This window comes from Mesorhizobium album (assembly GCF_033977205.1).
GTDB classification, from domain to species: Bacteria; Pseudomonadota; Alphaproteobacteria; order Rhizobiales; family Rhizobiaceae; genus Mesorhizobium; species Mesorhizobium album.
The window spans coordinates 107,501-126,039 of record NZ_JAVIIW010000004.1; the positions used below are offsets into that span (position 1 = coordinate 107,501).

General features: G+C 63.4%; 18 protein-coding genes. 6 read left to right on the forward strand and 12 right to left on the reverse strand.

The genetic code is table 11. The features are described from left to right. Positions 1 to 14 precede the first annotated feature (14 nt). Complete coding sequence (locus tag RFN28_RS05030; RefSeq protein ID WP_320286273.1) at positions 15 to 821, forward strand: DUF72 domain-containing protein; 807 nt, start codon at positions 15 to 17, stop codon at positions 819 to 821. A 568-nt stretch (positions 822 to 1,389) separates the two neighbouring features. Continuing rightward, positions 1,390 to 2,535, forward strand: coding sequence for a GGDEF domain-containing protein (locus tag RFN28_RS05040; protein WP_320286275.1), 1,146 nt, complete (start codon positions 1,390 to 1,392; stop codon positions 2,533 to 2,535). Positions 2,536 to 2,554: 19 nt separating this feature from the next. Here RFN28_RS05040 and RFN28_RS05045 read toward each other — a convergent pair whose 3' ends face one another. The 6 genes from RFN28_RS05045 to urtA all read right to left on the reverse strand — a co-directional run bounded on the left by RFN28_RS05045 (position 2,555) and on the right by urtA (position 8,956). Continuing rightward, complete coding sequence (locus RFN28_RS05045) at positions 2,555 to 2,731, reverse strand: hypothetical protein (protein ID WP_320219154.1); 177 nt, start codon at positions 2,729 to 2,731, stop codon at positions 2,555 to 2,557. A 442-nt stretch (positions 2,732 to 3,173) separates the two neighbouring features. Further along, the gene (urtE, locus tag RFN28_RS05050; protein ID WP_320286276.1) at positions 3,174 to 3,869 is read right to left on the reverse strand and encodes an urea ABC transporter ATP-binding subunit UrtE; all 696 of its coding nucleotides are present in this window, start codon (positions 3,867 to 3,869) and stop codon (positions 3,174 to 3,176) included. A 70-nt stretch (positions 3,870 to 3,939) separates the two neighbouring features. Then, the gene (urtD, locus tag RFN28_RS05055) at positions 3,940 to 4,686 is read right to left on the reverse strand and encodes an urea ABC transporter ATP-binding protein UrtD (protein ID WP_320286277.1); all 747 of its coding nucleotides are present in this window, start codon (positions 4,684 to 4,686) and stop codon (positions 3,940 to 3,942) included. A gap of 6 nt (positions 4,687 to 4,692) precedes the next feature. Beyond that, a complete protein-coding gene (urtC, locus tag RFN28_RS05060; RefSeq protein ID WP_320286278.1) occupies positions 4,693 to 5,916 on the reverse strand; it encodes an urea ABC transporter permease subunit UrtC in 1,224 nt (407 codons plus the stop codon). Further along, complete coding sequence (gene urtB, locus RFN28_RS05065) at positions 5,913 to 7,529, reverse strand: urea ABC transporter permease subunit UrtB (RefSeq protein WP_320286389.1); 1,617 nt, start codon at positions 7,527 to 7,529, stop codon at positions 5,913 to 5,915. The genes urtC and urtB overlap by 4 nt, the downstream gene beginning before the upstream one ends. A 116-nt stretch (positions 7,530 to 7,645) precedes the next feature. After that, complete coding sequence (urtA, locus tag RFN28_RS05070) at positions 7,646 to 8,956, reverse strand: urea ABC transporter substrate-binding protein (protein WP_320286279.1); 1,311 nt, start codon at positions 8,954 to 8,956, stop codon at positions 7,646 to 7,648. Positions 8,957 to 9,262: 306 nt separating this feature from the next. Between urtA and RFN28_RS05075 the strand changes: the two genes are divergently transcribed. Then, positions 9,263 to 9,655 carry a hypothetical protein gene (locus RFN28_RS05075; RefSeq protein ID WP_320286280.1) on the forward strand — a complete coding sequence of 131 codons (393 nt, stop codon included), beginning with the start codon at positions 9,263 to 9,265 and terminating at the stop codon, positions 9,653 to 9,655. Positions 9,656 to 9,712: 57 nt separating this feature from the next. Here RFN28_RS05075 and RFN28_RS05080 read toward each other — a convergent pair whose 3' ends face one another. The 3 genes from RFN28_RS05080 to RFN28_RS05090 all read right to left on the reverse strand — a co-directional run bounded on the left by RFN28_RS05080 (position 9,713) and on the right by RFN28_RS05090 (position 12,370). Next, positions 9,713 to 11,284: a GMC family oxidoreductase gene (locus RFN28_RS05080; RefSeq protein ID WP_320286281.1), complete on the reverse strand. Its 1,572-nt coding sequence runs from the start codon at positions 11,282 to 11,284 to the stop codon at positions 9,713 to 9,715. 67 nt (positions 11,285 to 11,351) lie between these two features. After that, the gene (locus RFN28_RS05085) at positions 11,352 to 11,897 is read right to left on the reverse strand and encodes a gluconate 2-dehydrogenase subunit 3 family protein (RefSeq protein ID WP_320286282.1); all 546 of its coding nucleotides are present in this window, start codon (positions 11,895 to 11,897) and stop codon (positions 11,352 to 11,354) included. 77 nt (positions 11,898 to 11,974) lie between these two features. Next, positions 11,975 to 12,370 carry a VOC family protein gene (locus RFN28_RS05090; protein ID WP_320286283.1) on the reverse strand — a complete coding sequence of 132 codons (396 nt, stop codon included), beginning with the start codon at positions 12,368 to 12,370 and terminating at the stop codon, positions 11,975 to 11,977. Between the two features lie 235 nt (positions 12,371 to 12,605). Between RFN28_RS05090 and RFN28_RS05095 the strand changes: the two genes are divergently transcribed. Continuing rightward, positions 12,606 to 12,911 (forward strand): ribbon-helix-helix domain-containing protein, encoded by a 306-nt coding sequence (locus RFN28_RS05095; protein ID WP_320286390.1) that lies wholly within the window; start codon positions 12,606 to 12,608, stop codon positions 12,909 to 12,911. Here RFN28_RS05095 and RFN28_RS05100 read toward each other — a convergent pair. Then, positions 12,908 to 13,615 carry a purine-nucleoside phosphorylase gene (locus RFN28_RS05100; protein WP_320286284.1) on the reverse strand — a complete coding sequence of 236 codons (708 nt, stop codon included), beginning with the start codon at positions 13,613 to 13,615 and terminating at the stop codon, positions 12,908 to 12,910. The genes RFN28_RS05095 and RFN28_RS05100 overlap by 4 nt on opposite strands. A 75-nt stretch (positions 13,616 to 13,690) precedes the next feature. After that, positions 13,691 to 16,270, reverse strand: coding sequence for a cell cycle histidine kinase CckA (gene cckA, locus RFN28_RS05105; protein WP_320286285.1), 2,580 nt, complete (start codon positions 16,268 to 16,270; stop codon positions 13,691 to 13,693). 225 nt (positions 16,271 to 16,495) lie between these two features. Here cckA and RFN28_RS05110 point away from each other — a divergent pair, with 225 nt between their 5' ends. Then, positions 16,496 to 17,206, forward strand: coding sequence for a flagellar biosynthetic protein FliO (locus RFN28_RS05110; RefSeq protein WP_320286286.1), 711 nt, complete (start codon positions 16,496 to 16,498; stop codon positions 17,204 to 17,206). Between the two features lie 124 nt (positions 17,207 to 17,330). Here RFN28_RS05110 and dksA read toward each other — a convergent pair whose 3' ends face one another. Beyond that, positions 17,331 to 17,747, reverse strand: a complete 417-nt coding sequence (gene dksA, locus RFN28_RS05115) for an RNA polymerase-binding protein DksA (RefSeq protein ID WP_040972254.1) — start codon at positions 17,745 to 17,747, stop codon at positions 17,331 to 17,333. Positions 17,748 to 18,013: 266 nt separating this feature from the next. Here dksA and RFN28_RS05120 point away from each other — a divergent pair, with 266 nt between their 5' ends. Continuing rightward, on the forward strand, positions 18,014 to 18,517 hold the full coding sequence (locus RFN28_RS05120; RefSeq protein ID WP_320286287.1) for a SixA phosphatase family protein: 504 nt from the start codon (positions 18,014 to 18,016) through the stop codon (positions 18,515 to 18,517). Positions 18,518 to 18,539: the final 22 nt, after the last annotated feature.

Here is an 18,539-nt window from a genome sequence, read left to right on the forward strand (position 1 = left end):
CCGGGAGGAAGATGATGACCAGCCAAGGAAAGATCCGCTCCGGCATGGGCGGTTGGACCTTCGAACCGTGGGATACCTCCTTCTATCCGGACAAGCTCGCCAAGGGCAAGCAGCTCAACTATGCCAGCCGCCAGGTGCCGACCATCGAGGTCAACGGCACCTATTATTCCAGCTTCAAGGAACCGACCTTCGTGAAATGGGCCGGCGACGTGCCGGACGGTTTCGTCTTTTCGGTGAAGGGCAACCGCTTTGTCACCAACCGCCGTGTGCTCGGCGAGGCCGGCGAATCGATGATGCGCTTCCTAGGCTCCGGCATCGCCGCGCTGGGCGAGAAACTCGGGCCGATCCTGTGGCAGTTCGCGCCGACGAAGAAGTTCGATGCCGACGATTTCGAGGCCTTCCTGAAGCTGCTACCTGAGAAGCAGAACGGCGTCACACTGCGCCATGCGCTCGAGGTGCGGCACGACAGCTTCATCGTGCCGGAATTTCCCGCGCTCGCGCGCAAATACAATGCCGCAATCGTCTATGCCGACCACGCCAAATATCCGGCGATCGCCGACGTCACCGGCGATTTCGTCTATGCGCGCCTGCAAACTGGCAGCGACGGCAATCCCGACTGCTACACGCCAAAGGAGCTCGACGAGTGGGCGGCGCGGGCAAAGACCTGGGCGGAAGGCAAGCAGCCGGCCGACCTGCCGCGCGCCGATCCCAACACCGATGCGCCGGTCAAGCCGCGCGACGTGTTCGTCTACTTCATCACTGAAGGCAAGGTGCGCGCCCCCTTCGGCGCCATGGCGCTGATGAAGCGAGTAACCGATTAAAGCGGCGAGCCTTCACTGCGGCCATATCCTTTTGTTTCAGCGTCGGATTTGCCTTCTTGGTGTCGGAGACACTTGCGTAACTCCGCCGGAACTTGCCGGGCATCTCGACCGTTTTGCCTATCTCGGCCGGTTTTCATAGCGGTTGGGTGCCGAGCGCTGGCCAGGGATGCGTATCGGAGAACCCGAAGAAGCGAGGTAGACATGGCTGTCATCCTCATCGGGGCGTTGCTTACAGTCGCCGGGGTTGTGTACATGGCGGGTGCAGTCCTCTGGCGCGGGCGACTCAGCGATCCGGGACCTGCAGCGTTGGATCGCCCGAATCCATACCTCGCAACGCCTGGCCCGACACTCGAGCCACGCCGGCGCGGCCTCGGTTTCCTCGGCCTTGCACAGAATTGGCCAGGTCTGCTGATGATGGCGATCGGCCTTATCCTGCTGTTGTCGGTAGTGATCCTATAACGCAGGAATTCCGGCATCTTCACCGCTATCGTAACGTAATCGATACTTCCTTGCTGCATTAACGCATCTACGCCAGGTTGCAGAGACCCGGCGCGGCAAGGACGGATGCATGCTGCTCGACTACAACTCATTGCTGCTGGCCGTCGGCTTCTCCGCTGCCTGTCTCAGCCTGACCCTGTTCGGAACCTGGCTGACCGCCCGCTCCGACAAGTTCCTGCTGACATGGGCGATCAGCGTGCTGGTGGTGGTGGCCGAGGTGTTTGTCTATGACGCCTATATCGCAGCGCCCGGAACGGGTCTCGGCATCCTGACGCTGGCGCTGCTGCTGCTTGGCTTCTCCGTGATGCTGGGCGCCGCCCACCAGTTCCGGACCGGCCGCTCGCCGCTGCCGCGCATCGCGCTTGGCGCCGGCATCTCCTTTGCTCTGGCACTGCCGCCAATGGCGCTCGGTTATGACGGGCTGGGCTTCATGCTGGAGAACTCCCTCGCCGCGCTGCTCCTGTTCGGCACCGCGTATGAATATTGGAGGGGCCGCGCGGAGGCGCCGGCGCAGCTCGTTGGCGTGGCGCTGCTCTATTCGCTGACGGCTGCATCCTTCGTATTGTGCGCGGCAGTGCTCGCATGGGACGGCAAGCTTGTCCTTGGTCACGCGCCAAGCAACTGGGCCGAGGATCTGAGCCTGGTCATCGTTATCGCCTCGATGACCGGCATCGGCGCGCTGTCGCTGGCGCTCAACCAGGGGCGGCTTGCGCGCCACCACAAGCGCGAGGCTGAGACCGATGCGCTGACCGGGCTGCTCAACCGCCGCGCGCTGTTCGATCTGCACGGCAAGGTGCCCATCGGCGCCTTCATGGCGGTGGTGGTTTTCGACCTCGACGGCTTCAAGGCGATCAACGACCAGTTCGGCCACGCCGCCGGCGACGAGGTACTGAAGGTCTTCGCCGAAGAACTGTCCGGCAATCTGCGCCCGAACGATGTCGCCGCCCGCATGGGTGGCGAGGAATTCGCGCTCGTGCTCAAACGCGCCTTGCCCGAAATGGTGGAGGGTACGGCCGAACGGATAAGGATGGCCTTCGCGGCCCGGACGATCGAAACCGAGGCCGGCCGGCTGACATGCACGGTGAGCGCCGGCTTCGCCTTCGGCAGCAGCGAAGGCATGAGCTTCGACAAGGTGCTGAGCGCCGCCGACAAGGCGCTTTACGCAGCCAAGCGCGGTGGGCGCAACCGCGTGCTCGACTTCCGCCGCTGCGCTTGAAGCTTGGAAACTTAACCCGTCAGTGGCGTCCGATCACTTCGTTGTAGGCGTCGAGGTCGACGTAAAAGACCTTGGTTATTTCTCCGAGCAGATCGTCCTCGTCATAGCCTTGCGACATCAGGATGTTGATCGCCGTCATGATGTCGACCCGTTCGGTGAGGCGTCGCTTCTGATAGTCCTCGACAAAACGTTCCATCGCCTTCCCCTGGCAAGTTCTTTGTTGGACGCATTGACCGACAATCACTGCGGGGAAAGCTAGGCAGGTTTGCTTGCGTGGAACTTGCCGACCGAGCCCGTCCCTTCTCCTCATTCGTGACTGACACGGAAAGCGGCCGACTCACCAAGCCGAGGAAAGACTAGCATGTGGTCATTGATGCGCCAGCGCCATCCATCACTTCGTAATCCTTGGGCGTAGCGACGCGAAGCGGAGCGCAGACCCAAGGATCCATGCCGTTACTTCCAAGCGTCAGTAACGGTGCAGAACTCGGAATGGTTGGGGCGCAGCACAGAGAATCTATTCTGCAGCGCAGCATTCTTCGACCAACGTCACCGCATGGATCCTTGGGTCTACGCCGCGTCGCTTCGCGTCGCTACGTCCATACATGACGATGCGGGAGCCGCCGCACACTTGAGCTACACTACACTGTAAGGAACTTCCTTACGTCCGCCCGGTCCAGATCCTCGGCCGGTCCGGTGTGCACGATCTGGCCGCGGTCCATGATGTTGACCTCGTCGGCAAGCTCGCGGCAGAAGTCGAGATATTGCTCGACCAGCAGCACGGCGATCCCCGCCTGGTCGCGCAGATAGCGGATGGCGCGGCCGATGTCCTTGATGATCGACGGCTGGATGCCTTCGGTCGGCTCGTCGAGCACGAGCAGCTTCGGCCGCATCACAAGGGCTCGGCCAATGGCAAGCTGCTGCTGCTGGCCGCCGGAGAGATCGCCGCCGCGCCGCGACAGCATCTGCTTCAGCACCGGAAACAGCTCGAAGACATGCGCCGGAACATTGCGGTCGGCGCGCTTCAGCGGCGCGTAGCCCGATTCCAGATTCTCGCGTACCGTGAGCAGCGGAAAAATCTCCCGGCCCTGCGGCACGAATGCGATGCCCGACCGGGCGCGGTCATACGCCGCGCTCCGGTCGAGCGCCTTCCCCTCGAAGGCAACGCTTCCGCTCGTCAGCCGGTGATGGCCGACGATCGATCTCATCAAACTGGTCTTGCCGACGCCGTTGCGGCCGAGCACGCAAGTGATCTTGCCGGCACCCGCCTTCAGCGAGACGCCGCGCAGCGCCTGGGCGGCGCCATAGTGGAGCGTGGCATTGGAGACTTCGAGCATGATCAGCCCCTTCTCCAGCGTTTCAGGAAAGCAAAATCGAAACGGTGGAACGGAACCCGCCAGACCATGTTCAGCGCCCCAGATAGACTTCGACGACGCGCTCGTCGGCCGAGACAAAATCGAGCGTGCCTTCGGACAGCACCGAGCCCTCATGCAGGCAGGTGACCTTCACGCCAAGCTCGCGCACGAAATGCATGTCGTGCTCGACCACGATCACCGAATGGTCGCGGGCAATGTCCTTGAGCAGCCGCGCGGTCTCCTCGGTCTCGGCGTCGGTCATGCCGGCGACCGGCTCGTCGACGAGGAGCAGCTTCGGGTCTTGCGCGAGCAGCATGCCGATCTCCAGCCACTGCTTTTGGCCGTGGCTCAAATTGGCGGCGAGCTCGCCGCGCTTGTCGCCGAGACGGATGATGCCGAGGATATCGTCGATGCGCCGCGCCTCGACAACAGAGCGGCGATGAAACAGCGCCGGGAAGATCGAGCGCGGCCCTTTCAGCGCCAGCAGCAGATTGTCCTCGACGCTGTGGCTTTCGAAAACGGTCGGCTTCTGGAATTTGCGGCCGATGCCCATCATGGCGATCTCGGCCTCGTCATGCCGGGTGAGGTCGACCTGGCCGTCGAAGAAGACCTCGCCCTCGTCCGGCCGCGTCTTGCCGGTGACGATGTCCATCATCGTCGTCTTGCCGGCGCCGTTGGGTCCGATGATCGCCCGCATCTCGCCCTTGTCGAGCACCAGCGACAGGTTGTTGATGGCGCGAAAACCGTCGAATGAAACCGAGACGCCGTCGAGATAAAGGATGGTGTTCGACTTGCTCATGGCCGCTCACTCCGCCGGCTGCGGCTCGGGGCCGGAGGCCGACCATGCGCCGGGCGTTCTCGCCGCCGAGCGCACGATCTTCGGCGGCGGCGCCACGGGATCTGCGCCGGCTTCCTCGGCGAGCGAGGCCGCGCGCAATGCCCTGGCCTTGCCGCGCCAGCCATCCCAGGTGCCGACGACACCCTTGGGCAGGAACAGCGTGACGGCGACGAACAATCCGCCCAATGCGAACAGCCAGAATTCCGGCAGCACGCCGGTGAACCAGGATTTTCCCGCGTTGACGAGCAGCGCGCCGATGATCGGACCGACGATGGTGCCGCGCCCGCCGACGGCAGTCCAGATCACCACCTCGATCGAATTGGCCGGCTCGAACTCGCCTGGATTGATGATACCGACCTGCGGCACATAAAGCGCGCCGCCGATGCCCGCCATGATCGCCGAGACGGTGAAGGCGAACAGCTTGACGTTCTCCGCCCGCCAGCCAAGGAAGCGCGTGCGGCTTTCCGCGTCGCGCACCGCCATCAGCAACTTGCCGTATTTGGAGCGCACGATCGCCGCCGTGACGAAGACGGCGAGCGCCAGCGTGACGGCGCTCGCCGCAAACAGCGCCGAGCGCGTCGCGTCGGCCTGCACGTTGAAGCCGAGAATGTCCTTGAAGTCGGTGAGGCCGTTGTTGCCGCCAAAACCCATGTCGTTGCGAAAGAAGGCAAGCAGCAGCGCATAGGTCATCGCCTGGGTGATGATCGAGAGATAGACGCCGGTGACGCGGCTGCGGAAGGCGAACCAGCCGAAGACGAAAGCGAGCAGGCCCGGCACGGCGAGCACCATAAGCGCCGCGAACCAGAAATGGTCGAAGCCGTACCAGAACCAGGGCAGCTCCTTGTAGTTCAGGAACACCATGAAGTCCGGCAGGATCGGGTTGCCGTAGACGCCGCGCGAGCCGATCTGGCGCATCAGATACATGCCCATCGCATAGCCGCCGAGCGCGAAGAAAGCGCCGTGGCCGAGCGAGAGGATGCCGCAATAACCCCAGACGAGATCGAGCGCGAGCCCCAGCAGCGCATAGCAGAGATATTTGCCGAGCAGCGCCACGATGTAGGGCGGCATGTAGAGGGCGCTCGCCGGCGAAACCGCAAGATTGAGCAGCGGCACGACGACGGCCGCCGCCAGCAGGACGAAGACGGCAATCACGATACGCCGGTCGGCGCCGAAGAGGCGTTGAGCAATCATGCTTCCACCGCCCTGCCCTTCAGCGCGAACAGGCCGCGCGGGCGCTTCTGGATGAATAGGATGATGAGCACCAGCACGACGATCTTGCCGAGCACGGCGCCGGCATAGGGCTCAAGGAACTTGTTGACGATGCCGAGCGAGAAGGCGCCGACCAGCGTGCCCCAGAGATTGCCGACGCCGCCGAAGACGACGACCATGAAGCTGTCGATGATGTAGCCGCGGCCGAGATTGGGTGAGACGTTGTCGATCTGGCTGAGCGCGACACCGGCAATGCCGGCGATGCCGGAGCCGAGCGCGAAGGTTAGCGCGTCGACCCATGGCGTCCTGATGCCCATCGATGCGGCCATGCGACGGTTTGCGGTGACGGCGCGCATCTGCAGCCCCCAGGGCGTGCGCTTCATGACGTAAAGCAGCACCGCAAACATCAGGAGCGCGAACATCAGGATCCACAGCCGGTTCCAAGTGATGGCCAACTGGCCGATATCGAAAGAGCCGGACATCCAGGACGGATTGCCGACGTCCTGGTTGGTCGGCCCAAAGATGGTCCGCACCGCCTGCTGCAGGATCAGCGAGACGCCCCAGGTGGCCAGTAGCGTTTCCAGCGGACGACCATAGAGGAAGCGGATGATGCCGCGCTCTATGGCGAGGCCGACCAGTGCAGCGACAAGGAAGGCGAGCGGCAGCGCGATGACCAGCGACCAGTCGAACAGGCCGGGGAACGAGGTGCGGATCACCTGTTGGACGACGAAGGTGGTGTAGGCGCCGAGCATCACCATCTCGCCATGCGCCATGTTGATGACGCCCATGACGCCGAAGGTGATGGCAAGCCCGATCGCAGCCAGCAGCAGCACCGATCCGAGCGAGATGCCGTACCAGATATTCTGCCCGGCATCCCACAGCGCCAGCGTCGAATTGATATGTCCGATGGCACCGGTCGCCGCGTCCTTGACCGCGCCCTGCGCGTTGGCCTCGACCGAGGTCAGCAACGACAGCGCGTCGCGGTCGCCGCGCGCCGCGATGACCGAGATCGCCGCCAGCTTGTCGGCCTCGGGCTTGTCGGAAATCAGGACGGACGCCGCGCGCGCCTGTTCGAACATCGACTTGACGGCGCCGTCGGTCTCGGCGGCGATTGCTGCGTCGAGCGGCTCGAAGTTCGCAGCATCGGGCGTCTTGAACATGGTCGCCGCGGCGGCGAGGCGCACGGCCGGGTCCTTGGCGCGCAGCGTCAGCGTGCCCAGCGCATCGCGGATCGTGCGGCGCAGGCTGTTGTTGACCTTGATCTTGGTGAGGTCGGTCTTGGCGGCATCGGCGGTTTTCTCGCCGCTCAACGGATCGAGCAGTTCGATGCCGTTGCCGGCCTCCTTGCCGATGAAGACCTGGGAATCGGCCTTGCGGATATAGAGATTGCCTTCGGCGAGCGCCGAGAGCGGACGTTCGACCGCCGGATCGCCGCCGGCGGCAAGCTCGCGCACGACGGCCTCTGTCGCCGAGAAATTTGTGGCGTTCGCGAATTTGGCGATGCTCGCGCGGAGATCGGCTTCGGCTGCCTGCGACGGCAAAAGGCCTGCCATCGTCAGCAGCAGCGTCATGCCGATTGCGCGCAACAGGATCATCGTCTTCAAGCTGATCGCGAAGGTTTGAGGGTTCTGCCCGGGCGGACCTGAAAGGCCCGCCCGGGCGACGGTCTCGGATCGTGGGGCCACACCGCGACCCGACAGACCTGGGAGGATCAGTTGGTGCCCTTGCCGCCGCACTTGCCGGTCGCGACGTTGAAGTTGCCGCAGTGCAAGGGCGCGCGCCAATCGGAGATCAGGTCCTTGGAATCCGGCAGGTAGTCGGACCATTCGTCGCCCATCACGAGGCCAGGCGTCTGCGAGACGGTCTCGAACTGGCCGTCGGCCTGGATCTCGCCGATCAGCACCGGCTTGGTGATGTGGTGGTTCGGCATCATCGTCGAATAGCCGCCGGTCAGGTTCGGCACCGAAACGCCGACCATGGCGTCGATCACCTTGTCCGGATCGGTCGTGCCGGCCTTCTCAACCGCCTTCACCCACATGTTGAAGCCGATGTAATAGGCTTCCATCGGGTCGTTGGTGGTGCGCTTGTCGTTCTTGATGAACTTGTGCCAGTCCTCGATGAACTTCTTGTTTTCGGGCGTATCGACGCTCTCGAAATAGTTCCAGGCGGCGAGATGGCCGACCAAAGGTCCGGTGTCGAGGCCCGCCAGTTCTTCCTCGCCGACCGAGAAGGCCATGACCGGGATGTCCTCGGCCTTGATGCCCTGGTTGCCGAGCTCCTTGTAGAACGGCACGTTAGCGTCGCCATTGACGGTCGAAACCACCGCCGTCTTCTTGCCGGCCGAGCCGAACTTCTTGATCGCCGAGACCTCGGTCTGCCAGTCGGAGAAGCCGAACGGCGTGTAGTTGACCATAATGTCCTCGGCCGGCACGCCCTTCGACTTGAGATAGGCTTCGAGGATCTTGTTGGTGGTGCGCGGATAGACATAGTCGGTGCCTTCGAGCACCCAGCGCTTCACCGAGCCGCCGTCGGCGCTCATCAGATAGTCGACGGCCGGAATGGCTTGCTGGTTCGGCGCCGCGCCTGTGTAGAAGACGTTGCGCTCGCTCTCCTCGCCCTCATACTGGACGGGATAGAAGAGGATGTTGTCGAGCTCGGAAAACACCGGCAGCACCGACTTGCGCGACACCGAGGTCCAACAGCCGAACACCGCCGCCACCTTGTCCTTCGAAATCAGCTCGCGCGCCTTTTCGGCGAAGAGCGGCCAATTGGACGCCGGATCGACGACGACAGGCTCCAGCTTCTTGCCGAGCAGGCCGCCCTTGGCGTTCTGCTCTTCGATCAGCATCAGCATGACGTCCTTGAGCGTCGTCTCCGAAATCGCCATGGTCCCCGACAGCGAATGGAGGATGCCGACCTTGATCGTGTCGTCGGCCGCCTTGGCGGGAGCCGACACCGACAGGCCGGCAGCGATCACGCCGGCCGAAAACATTTTTGTTATTGTCGAGAAATTACCCCTCATGATCCACGCTCCCAAGCTGGTTGTTTTGCATCGCGACATAGCGGTGCAAACGACGTGCCAAACGCAGCCACGTGGTGGGGTCAGGAGCGATAAGTCAGTTTTTACAGTTGCTTATCGCATCGCCGCCGAACATTTCGAGTTCCTGGTCTGCAAAATGATTTGAGAAAACTTTGCGCATTCCTGCCTAGATTTTGCCCAAATGGTAAAAATGCCCAATCTTTAAGCTCGGCTCCCCATGGGCAATTGAGCGGCAGTTGCGGGGCGGCAACAAAATGGGGCAAGGTCGCCGCCGAAATGAGCGACCTGATGGCTTTCCCAATTCGAATTGTTCTGAGCTTCCTGCTTCTTGTGTCGGCCGCAGGCGGCGCCCGCGCCGATTTCTCGGAAGGCAAGCTGCCCGACGGCATCTATCGCTGCGAGGTCTACCTGCTCGGCCTGTTCCTCAACCTCGGCGACATCACCATCAAGGGCAATGTCTACAGCGGCCCGGTGACCTTCGGCGCTTCGGGAACCTACAACTACCAGATGGACGCCAACGGCGAGATCAGCTGGCTCGGTCCGCTCGGCGGTTATACCAGCGGCGGCAACTCGATCTCGCTGACCCAGGCGACGTTGGATGACCCGTCCAGCCCGTCCTTCGACATCATCATGAAGCACCAGGACGGCGCCTTCACCGCCTCGACCTGCACGAAACGCTGATCGATAAAAAGGGCGCGGAACCCGTTCGGGTCCCGCGCCAGCAGGCAGTCGGGAGGACTAAATGCTTTTCGCCGACATTTGCGCCGCGATGTAGTCGGCCTGGCGGATGGCCAGCGACACGATCGTCAGCGTCGGATTTTCCGCGCCGCCCGTGGTGAACTGGCTGCCGTCCGAGACGAACAGGTTCTTGATGTCGTGCGTCTGGCCATGCTTGTTGACGACGCCGTCGGCCGGCTTCTCGCTCATCCGGTTGGTGCCGAGATTGTGGGTCGAGGGATAGGGCGGCGTCGGAAAAGTCCTGGTCGCCCCGACGGCGGCGTACAAGGCCTGGCCCTGCTTGTAGGCGTGATCGCGCATCGCCGTGTCGTTGGGATGGTCGTCGAAATGGACGTCGGCGATCGGCATGCCGTGCTCGTCCTTTTCGTCTTTATGCAGCGTGATGCGGTTCTCCTCGCGCGGCATGTCCTCGCCGACGATCCACAAGCCCGCCATATGGTCGTAGTGGTCGAGCGCCGTGGCGAAGGAGCGGCCCCAGCCGCCCGGATTGAGGAAGGCCGCCATGAACGGCAGGCCAAGAGACAGCGTCTCCATCTCGTAGCCGCCGACGAAGCCGCGTGACGGATCATGGCGCGCCTCGTCGCGGATGATGCCGGCCATGGTGGTGCCGCGATACATATGCACCGGCTTGTCGAAGACGGCGTAAACCGAGCCGGTGGTGTGGCGCATGTAGTTCCTGCCCACCTGCCCCGACGAGTTGGCGAGGCCGCGCGGGAATTTGCTCGATTCCGAGTTGAGCAGCAGGCGCGGGCTCTCGATCGAATTGCCGGCGACGGCGACGACGCGGGCCTTTTGTTCCTGCAGTTTGCCGTCCTTGTCGGCATAGACGACGCCCGTCACCTTGCCCGAGGCATCATGGTTGATCTTGATCGCCATGGAGTTTGGCCGCACCTCCAGATGGCCGGTCGCCTCGCCTTTCGGGATCTCGGTGTAGAGCGTCGACCATTTGGCCCCCCACTTGCAGCCCTGGAAGCAGAAGCCGGTCTGCTGGCAGGAGTTGCGGTCGTCGCGCTCAACCGAATTGATGGCCATGTTGCCGGTGTGGCATTCCTTGTAGCCGAGCTTGTCGGCGCCAGCCTTGAGCACCTTGAAATTGTTGTTGCCCGGCAGCCGCGGCCAGTTGTTGGTTCCCGTCACGCCCATCTTGGCTTCGGCCTTGGCGTAATAGGGCTCCATTTCGGCAAGCGTGACCGGCCAGTCGAGAAGGTTCGCGCCCTTCACCTTGCCGTAGGTCGTAAGCGTCTTGAATTCATGCTCCTGGAAGCGCAGCGATGCGCCAGCCCAGTGTGTGGTAGAGCCGCCGACGGACTTGACGATCCAGGCCGGCAGGTTCGGGAAATCCTTCGCCACGCGCCAGTCGCCGGATGTGGTGCGCTTGTCCTTCCAGGCGAGCTGCGTGAAGGAATCCCACTCGTCATTGATGAAGTCCTCATATTCGTGGCGGGCGCCCGCCTCGAGGATGACGACGTCGATGCCTTTCTGGGCGAGTTCGTTGCCGAGCGTGCCGCCACCGGCGCCCGAGCCGATGATGACGACCACGCCGTCGTTCTTGAGATCAAATTGTGCTGCCATGGTTTCCTCCCATGAAATCGTTCAGAAGCGGTTCAATCGGTCAGAAGCGGTTCAAGGACAGGGCGGCTCAGAGCCACTCGATGTCGTTGAAGCCGCGCGCGATATAGCCGCCCTTGGAGAAGGATTCGCCCTCGTAGCCGAAGATCGGCCACACCTCCTTCTGGTTGTATAGGCTGACGACGAGGCCGCCGCGCACCGCCTGGAAGAAGGGCGTCTTCTCGATCTCCTTGAGAAGCGCGACGCGCTGTTCTTCCCAGCCGAGCCCGCGATAGCCGCCCTTGCCGGCCTTCTTGTCGAGATCGGCGATGCCCTTCTCGATCAGTTCCTTGTGGGCCGGATCCTTGGCGGCCGTCTCGTCATGGCCCTTGACGGCAATGGCGTAATATTTGTCCGGCACCTGGTCGTGCGGGTAGATGTCGCGCGCCACCTGGATCAGCGTCGCCATCGTCTCGGGCTTCAGCGCCGAGGTTTCCAGGCCCCAGGCATGTTCGGGGCTGATGACGGCGCTGCCCGAAATGATGAGAAGCGCGCCTGCGCCGCCGCGTTTGAGAAGCTCGCGCCGCGAAAGGCTCAGCTTCCTCTCATGTGGCTTCCTCTCGTAGATCGTGACCATACCTTCCTCCCTGCTTGCTGTTCGCACTCTTGAAGAGTGCCGTTCTGGCGCCGCGCCGGTCCGCGGCCGGTTGTCCCCTATTGGAAGCGTCCCCCTCGCTGCAGAACCTCAATCTTGTAGCCGTCGGGGTCTTCGATGAAGAAGAAGCGGGCAATCAGCGCTGCGTCGCGGTTGAACTCGACGATCTTCTTCGGGTTGAAGCCGAGCGCGCCGAGCCGGTCGTGCTCGCTGTCGAGATCGGCGACCGAAACCGCGAGATGGCCGTAGCCGTCGCCCAGCGCATAGGGTTCGGTGCGACCTTTGTTGACGGTCAGCTCGACCTCGAACGGGGTGTCGGCATTGCTGAGATAGATGAGCGTAAAAGTCTCGAAATCGAGCCGCTGCGCGACATCGAGGCCGAAGGCCTTGCTGTAGAAATCGACTGACCGGGCCTCGTCGAGAACCCGGATCATGGTGTGGATCGCCTTGGCCAAATCGGACTCCGCAGCTTTTCGTGCTTTCGAAGCCGATTATGCGCGCCGGCGAAAAAAGGTGGTGGCAGCCGATTACCACGCATCCATTGCGAAAATTCCTGGTGTCGCTCACCCAAAGGACGAAAGTCCGATTGCCGGAACCGGCTGTCAGGTCGAAGATGAAAGCGCAGGCAGTGCTCAAGAGGCGCGAGACCGATCAATCGGCGCCCAAGGCCAACAAGAATGGGAGGGAACGATGTGCAGAGTCTTTGCCGGACAGGATCCGGAAGGCTACCGGCAGATCAACCGGTCGATCCGCATAGACGGGCATTCAACGAGCATCCAGCTCGAGGCAACGTTCTGGGCGCTGCTCGACGAGATCGCCGAGAGCCAGGGTTTGACGACACCCAAATTCATCTCGACGCTCTATGACGAGGCGATCGAGATCAACGGCCAGATTCCGAACTTCGCTTCGATGCTGCGCACGACGTGCGCGCTCTATCTGCGCGGCCACCGGCCGACAGCCGAAGGACAGGTAGCACTGAAGCGCGAAGCCGCTTAGGCAGTGACGGCGATTTCCAGCGCCAGCCGCGTCATGTCGGTGAACAGTGCCTGGCGTTCGGAATACTCGGTCTGCTCGTCAGTAGCGACGTGGTCGACCACGGTCAGCAGCGACAGGGCGCGCGCGCCAAACCGCGCCGAAATGCGGTAGAGCGCGCTGGTTTCCATATCGACCGCCAGCGCGCCGAGCGCCCTTGGCTCGTCGAATCGCGCGCGGCCGTCGGGGTGATAGAATACGTCGCTGCACACCGTCAGCCCGGCGCTGCAGGCGATGCCGAGATCGGCGGCCTGCTGCAATGCCAATGCATGGAGCGCCTGATCCGGTCCCGCCGGCCGGTAAAGCCCGAACACCTGCCCGCTGATTGCGCCCTCGGCACGGACGGCGCTGGAGATGACCAGGCCGCGCAGCGGAACCTCCTCCGACAGGGCCCCGCATGTGCCCGTGCGGATCAGTGTCTTGACGCCATAATAGTCCAGCAGTTCATGGGTGTAGATCAGGAAGGACGAGACGCCGATGCCGGTTGCCTGGATGCTGACCGGCTTGCCGCGGAAACGGCCGGTGAAGCCGAGAGCGCCCCGACGACGATTGACGCAGCGTGGTGCCTCCAGAAAAGTTTCCGCCATCCATTGAGCGCGCTCGGGATCGCCCGGCAACAGCACGGTTTCAGCATAATCGCCCCTGCCCGCCTCGATGTGCGGTGTCACGCGCTATCACCCCCATGATGGCACCCGTCCCTGACATCATGGCAGGGTCGCGCGGATGCGCAAGCGGTAGCTTTATTAGGATTCCAGCACGTCCTTGACGATGGTCGCCAGTTGCTTGAGCGAGAACGGCTTCGGCAGGAAACCGAAATGCGCATCGGCCGGCAGGTTTTTGGCGAAGGCGTCCTCGGCATAGCCGGAGACGAAGACGAACTTGATGTCCGGCTGGCGCTTGCGCAACTCGCCGAGCAGCGTCGGCCCGTCCATTTCAGGCATCACCACGTCGGACACGACGATGTCGACCTTGCCGCCGAGGCCCTCGAAGACCTCCAGCGCCTCGACGCCGGAGGACGCCTCGTGGACTGTGTAGCCGCGCGAGGTCAGCGCCCTGACGCCGCCCATGCGAACAGCATCCTCGTCCTCGACCAGAAGCACGGTCGCGGAACCTGAGAGGTCCTTCACCGTGTCGGCCGGTCTGGCCGGCGCCGCGGCAACCGCCGCCTCGACAGGCTCGCTCGCCTTCTTCACCTCCGCGACGTGGCGCGGCAGCAAGATGCGGAACACCGTTCCCTTGCCGACTTCGGAATCGCAATAGATGAAGCCGCCGGTCTGTTTGATGATGCCGTAGACCATCGAGAGGCCAAGGCCCGTGCCCTTGCCGACCTCCTTGGTGGTGAAGAAAGGTTCGAAGATCTTCTTCAGCACGTCCGGCGCGATGCCGCTGCCGGTGTCCTCGACCTCGACGAGCACATAGTCGGCCGGGGTAAGCTCCCGGTAGGCAAAGTATTTGCACTCCTCGGCCGCGACGTTGCGGGTGCGCACCGTAAGATCGCCGCCGGCGGGCATCGCGTCGCGCGCGTTGACGGCGAGATTGACCACCACCTGCTCGAACTGGCCGATGTCGACCTTGACCGGCCACAGATCCCGGCCGTGGTCGATCTTCAGACGGATGTCGTTGCCGACCAGGCGGGCGAGCAGCATTCTGAGGTCTGCGAGTACATCGGTCAGGTTAAGCACTTCCGGCCGCAGCGTCTGCTTGCGTGAGAAGGCCAGCAATTGCCTGACCAGCGACGCCGCACGGTTGGCATTCTGCTTGATGTTCATGATGTCGGGGAAGGACGGATCCGACGGGCGATGGTTGGTCAGCAGAAGGTCCGACGCCATGATGATGGCGGTGAGAACATTGTTGAAGTCGTGCGCGATGCCGCCGGCGAGCTGGCCGACCGCCTGCATCTTCTGGCTTTGCGCCATCTGGCCCTCGAGCGCCTTCTGCTCGGTGGTGTCGACCGCGTAGACGATGGCCGACTCCTCAGCCCCACCGCCGCCGGCGCCGTCGACGACGGCATTGACGTAAAAGCGTATGTGGCGCTCCTCATTGCCGGGCAGCAGCGAGTCGATCGGCTCGATATTGGCCTGGCGCTGCCGCGCCTTCTCGAAGGCGGCGGCAAAGGCCGGCCGGTCGCGCTCATGCACCACGGTTTCGAAGCGCGCGCGCCGGTCGACCGCGTCGCGGTCGACGACGGACGAAAACAGCGACAGGAACGGCGCGTTGGTGCGCAGGATGCGCCCACTGGCATCGACGCCGGCAATCGCCATCGGCGTCGAATTGAAGAAGCGGGTGAAGCGGACCTCCGAGGCGCGCAGGTCGGCGGAAGCGTCTTCGCCCTGGGTGCGGTTGAGCACGATGGTGCGGGTTGGGCCGTTCACGCCCTCGCGGCTCGCCGAAACGCGATGCATGAAGCGCACGGGCAGCGCCTGGCCACTCATTGTCGTGAGATCGAGGTCGATGACGGCATTGCGCGTGGTGCCGGGATCCGCCTTGACCGAGCGCACGAGCGCCATGCCGTCGCCGGCGACGATTTCCGGCAGCGTCACCGCGCCCGGGGTGAAGCTGGCCAGGTCGATGCCCAGCCATTCGGCGAGCGTCGCATTGATGTAGGTGACGCGGCCTTCCTGGTCGGCCGAGAAGAAGCCGGCCGGCGCGTGGTCGAGGTGGTCTATCGCCTTTTGCAGGTCGAGGAAGAAGCGCTCCTGCTCCGCCCGCTCCTGCGAGATGTCGGCGATCTGCCAGGCGAGCATCGGCAGCCGCTCGCCCGGCACATTGAAGGCGCGGGCGCGGGCACGGTACCAGCGCGCGCCGGGCTCGGCTCCGGGCTTGATCGACTGCGCCAGCCTGAATTCGCCGTCGCCGGCCTGGCCGTCGCGCAGGCCCGAAGCCAGCCGATAGATGGTCATCGAGGCCTCGGGAACATCCGAAAGCAGCCCTTCGACAGTCTTGAGGTCGGCCGCCGATGCAGCGCCTGTCATGTCGGCATAGGCGCGGTTGGCGTAGATGACGCGACCTTTGGTGTCGGTGACCAGGAGACCTTGCGACATGGAATCGACGAAGGCTTTCGACAATTCGTCGCCGGTCGAGCGCGGGGCGATCTGCACGAAGCCGATCGCCGTCGCGAACAGGAAGCCGACGCCGATCATGGCGAGCACACCCAGCATGCCGAGCAGGAAGGGATCGCCGAGACGCTCGCGGAACAATCCGAAGACGATCGCGGCGCCGGTCAGTACGACGATGAAGACGATGAGCCTGGTGACGGCGCCCGGACGCGTGTTCTGGTCGATGATCGGTACCGGATAGAAATCGCCGCGCGTTTCCTTGGCCATGTGCCCCCTGCTCGTGATTCCGATGTCCCGACACCCGCGAACGGCAGGTTGAATCACATTCTCCTGTAGCGGAAAAGGCCCCGGCGGCAAATGTCCGATAAAATCAACGAATCATGTTTCAAACTGTTCACGATGCGTGATGCGAACTTGCGGCGAGACGCCGCGACGGTCTAGTGTCGCCTCACCTCACAAATGGCGCCTCACAAATGGCGATTGGGTGCACCGATGCTACAGTGGCTGGATAGCGTAGCGGGTCCGGGTTATGTCGCTGCAATCCTGTGGACGTTTGCGGCCCTTATCCTGCTGGTCGTGATCCTCCTCGTCATCAAGGTGGTCCGCAACCTGACCTTCGGAACTTTCGTGGCCGGCGGCAGGAACCGCAAGACGCGGCTCGCCGTCATGGACGCCACGGCCGTCGACAGCCACCGCCGGCTGGTGCTGGTGCGACGCGACGATATCGAGCACCTGATCCTGATCGGCGGACCGACGGATGTCGTGGTCGAACGCGACATCAGGTTGGCAGCGCCCCGCCGCCCGGCGCTGACCGGCGACGGCGGCCACCAGCAGCCTGCCGCGCCGCGCCCGCGCGCGCCTCAGCCCGCGCCGGCGAAACAGCCGCCGGCACCGGCGCCAGTCGCCGACCCCGCGGCGCGTCCACGCGCAGCGACGCCCGCCGCGCCCAAGCCGGCGGCGCCTGGCCAGCCGACCATAGCAAAGGTCATGCCGCTTCCCGCCTATGGAACGGCGAACGGCAGCGTCCGCCATGCACCGCCGCCGCCTTCCAACGATTCGATCGACGATACGCTGATGAACGAGCTCGAGGCATCGCTGGACGAGTCGCACCCCAAGCCGGCGAGCGGCAAGCCCGCGGCGAAGCCTTCGCTCGACGACGAGATGACCAAGCTTCTCGGTGAGCTTGCCAGCCACAAACGCTGACGCGGCTGGGTCTCAGGCTGCACCGTCGAGCGGCCATTGCCCGCCCTCCAGCGCCTCCAGGTAAGAACGAAAAATGGCCGGGAACCCCGGCCATTTTCTTAAATCTGATGCTTGCCTGTCCGCCTCAGTCGTCGCGGTAGACCTTCTCGCGGCGCTCGTGACGCTCTTGCGCCTCGATCGACAGCGTCGCGATCGGGCGGGCGTCGAGCCGCTTCAGCGCGATCGGCTCGCCGGTTTCCTCGCAATAGCCGTAGGTGCCCTCGTCGATGCGCTGCAGCGCCGAATCGATCTTCGAGATGAGCTTGCGCTGGCGGTCGCGGGCGCGCAGTTCGATGGCTCGGTCGGTTTCGGAAGAGGCTCTGTCGGCTAGGTCGGGATGGTTGGCGTTTTCTTGCTGGAGGATTTCGAGGGTTTCACGCGCTTCGCGAAGGATGTCATTCTTCCAAGTGATAAGCTTCTGGCGGAAGTATGATTTCTGCCGTTCGTTCATGAACGGCTCGTCTTCGGAGGGTACGTAATCGGCGGTAACGATATCGTTCATTCGACTCACCCAACAACCCCAAATTTGGCGCCTATATATTCGCGGACCGAAGGCTGCACAAGCGCAATCGACGATAGTTTCACGCAATTGTTAGTGCGGAGGGAGCCCAGCACAAACAGAGCCTTTCGCAGTAAGGGTACAGCCGAATTCCTATACGATTTGCTATGCTTGAGCGATGCCGGCCATTGTGCATGGGACGCTTCTCGTGGCTAATCCCATAACGTCGCGGACGGATTTTCGTTGCTTGGTAGCAGTGAGGGGATCGGTTGAGCAGACTTTATCTGTTGAGGCATGCAAAGGCCGGATGGGCGCTGCCGGGCGTGCGCGACTTCGATCGTCCGCTCGACGAATCGGGCATGGCCGACGCCGAGGCCATGGGCGATGTCATGCGGGGCCGCAACTATGTGCCGGATGTCACGCTTTGCTCCAGCGCCAAGCGGGCGCGGCAGACGCTGGAAGGGCTGGCGGGCCGCACCGATACCGGCCGGGTGCTGTTCTTCGACACGCTCTACAGCGAGGACGCCGCCGGCTATCTCGATATCATCCGCAGGAATGGCGGAACCGGCTCGCTTCTGGTGATCGGTCACAACCCGATGACGGAGGATCTCGCAATCGCGGTGTCAGGCGACGGCGACGAGACCGCGCGCGGCATGCTCAACCACGGCTTTCCCGCCTCCGGGCTCGCCGTGGTGCGTTTTCCCGGAAATCTCGGTGAAGCAGGTCCGGGCAATGGCTATCTCGAAGCTTTTCTAACCCCTGCCGATCTCTGACACCATTTCAAATGGCGGCTCC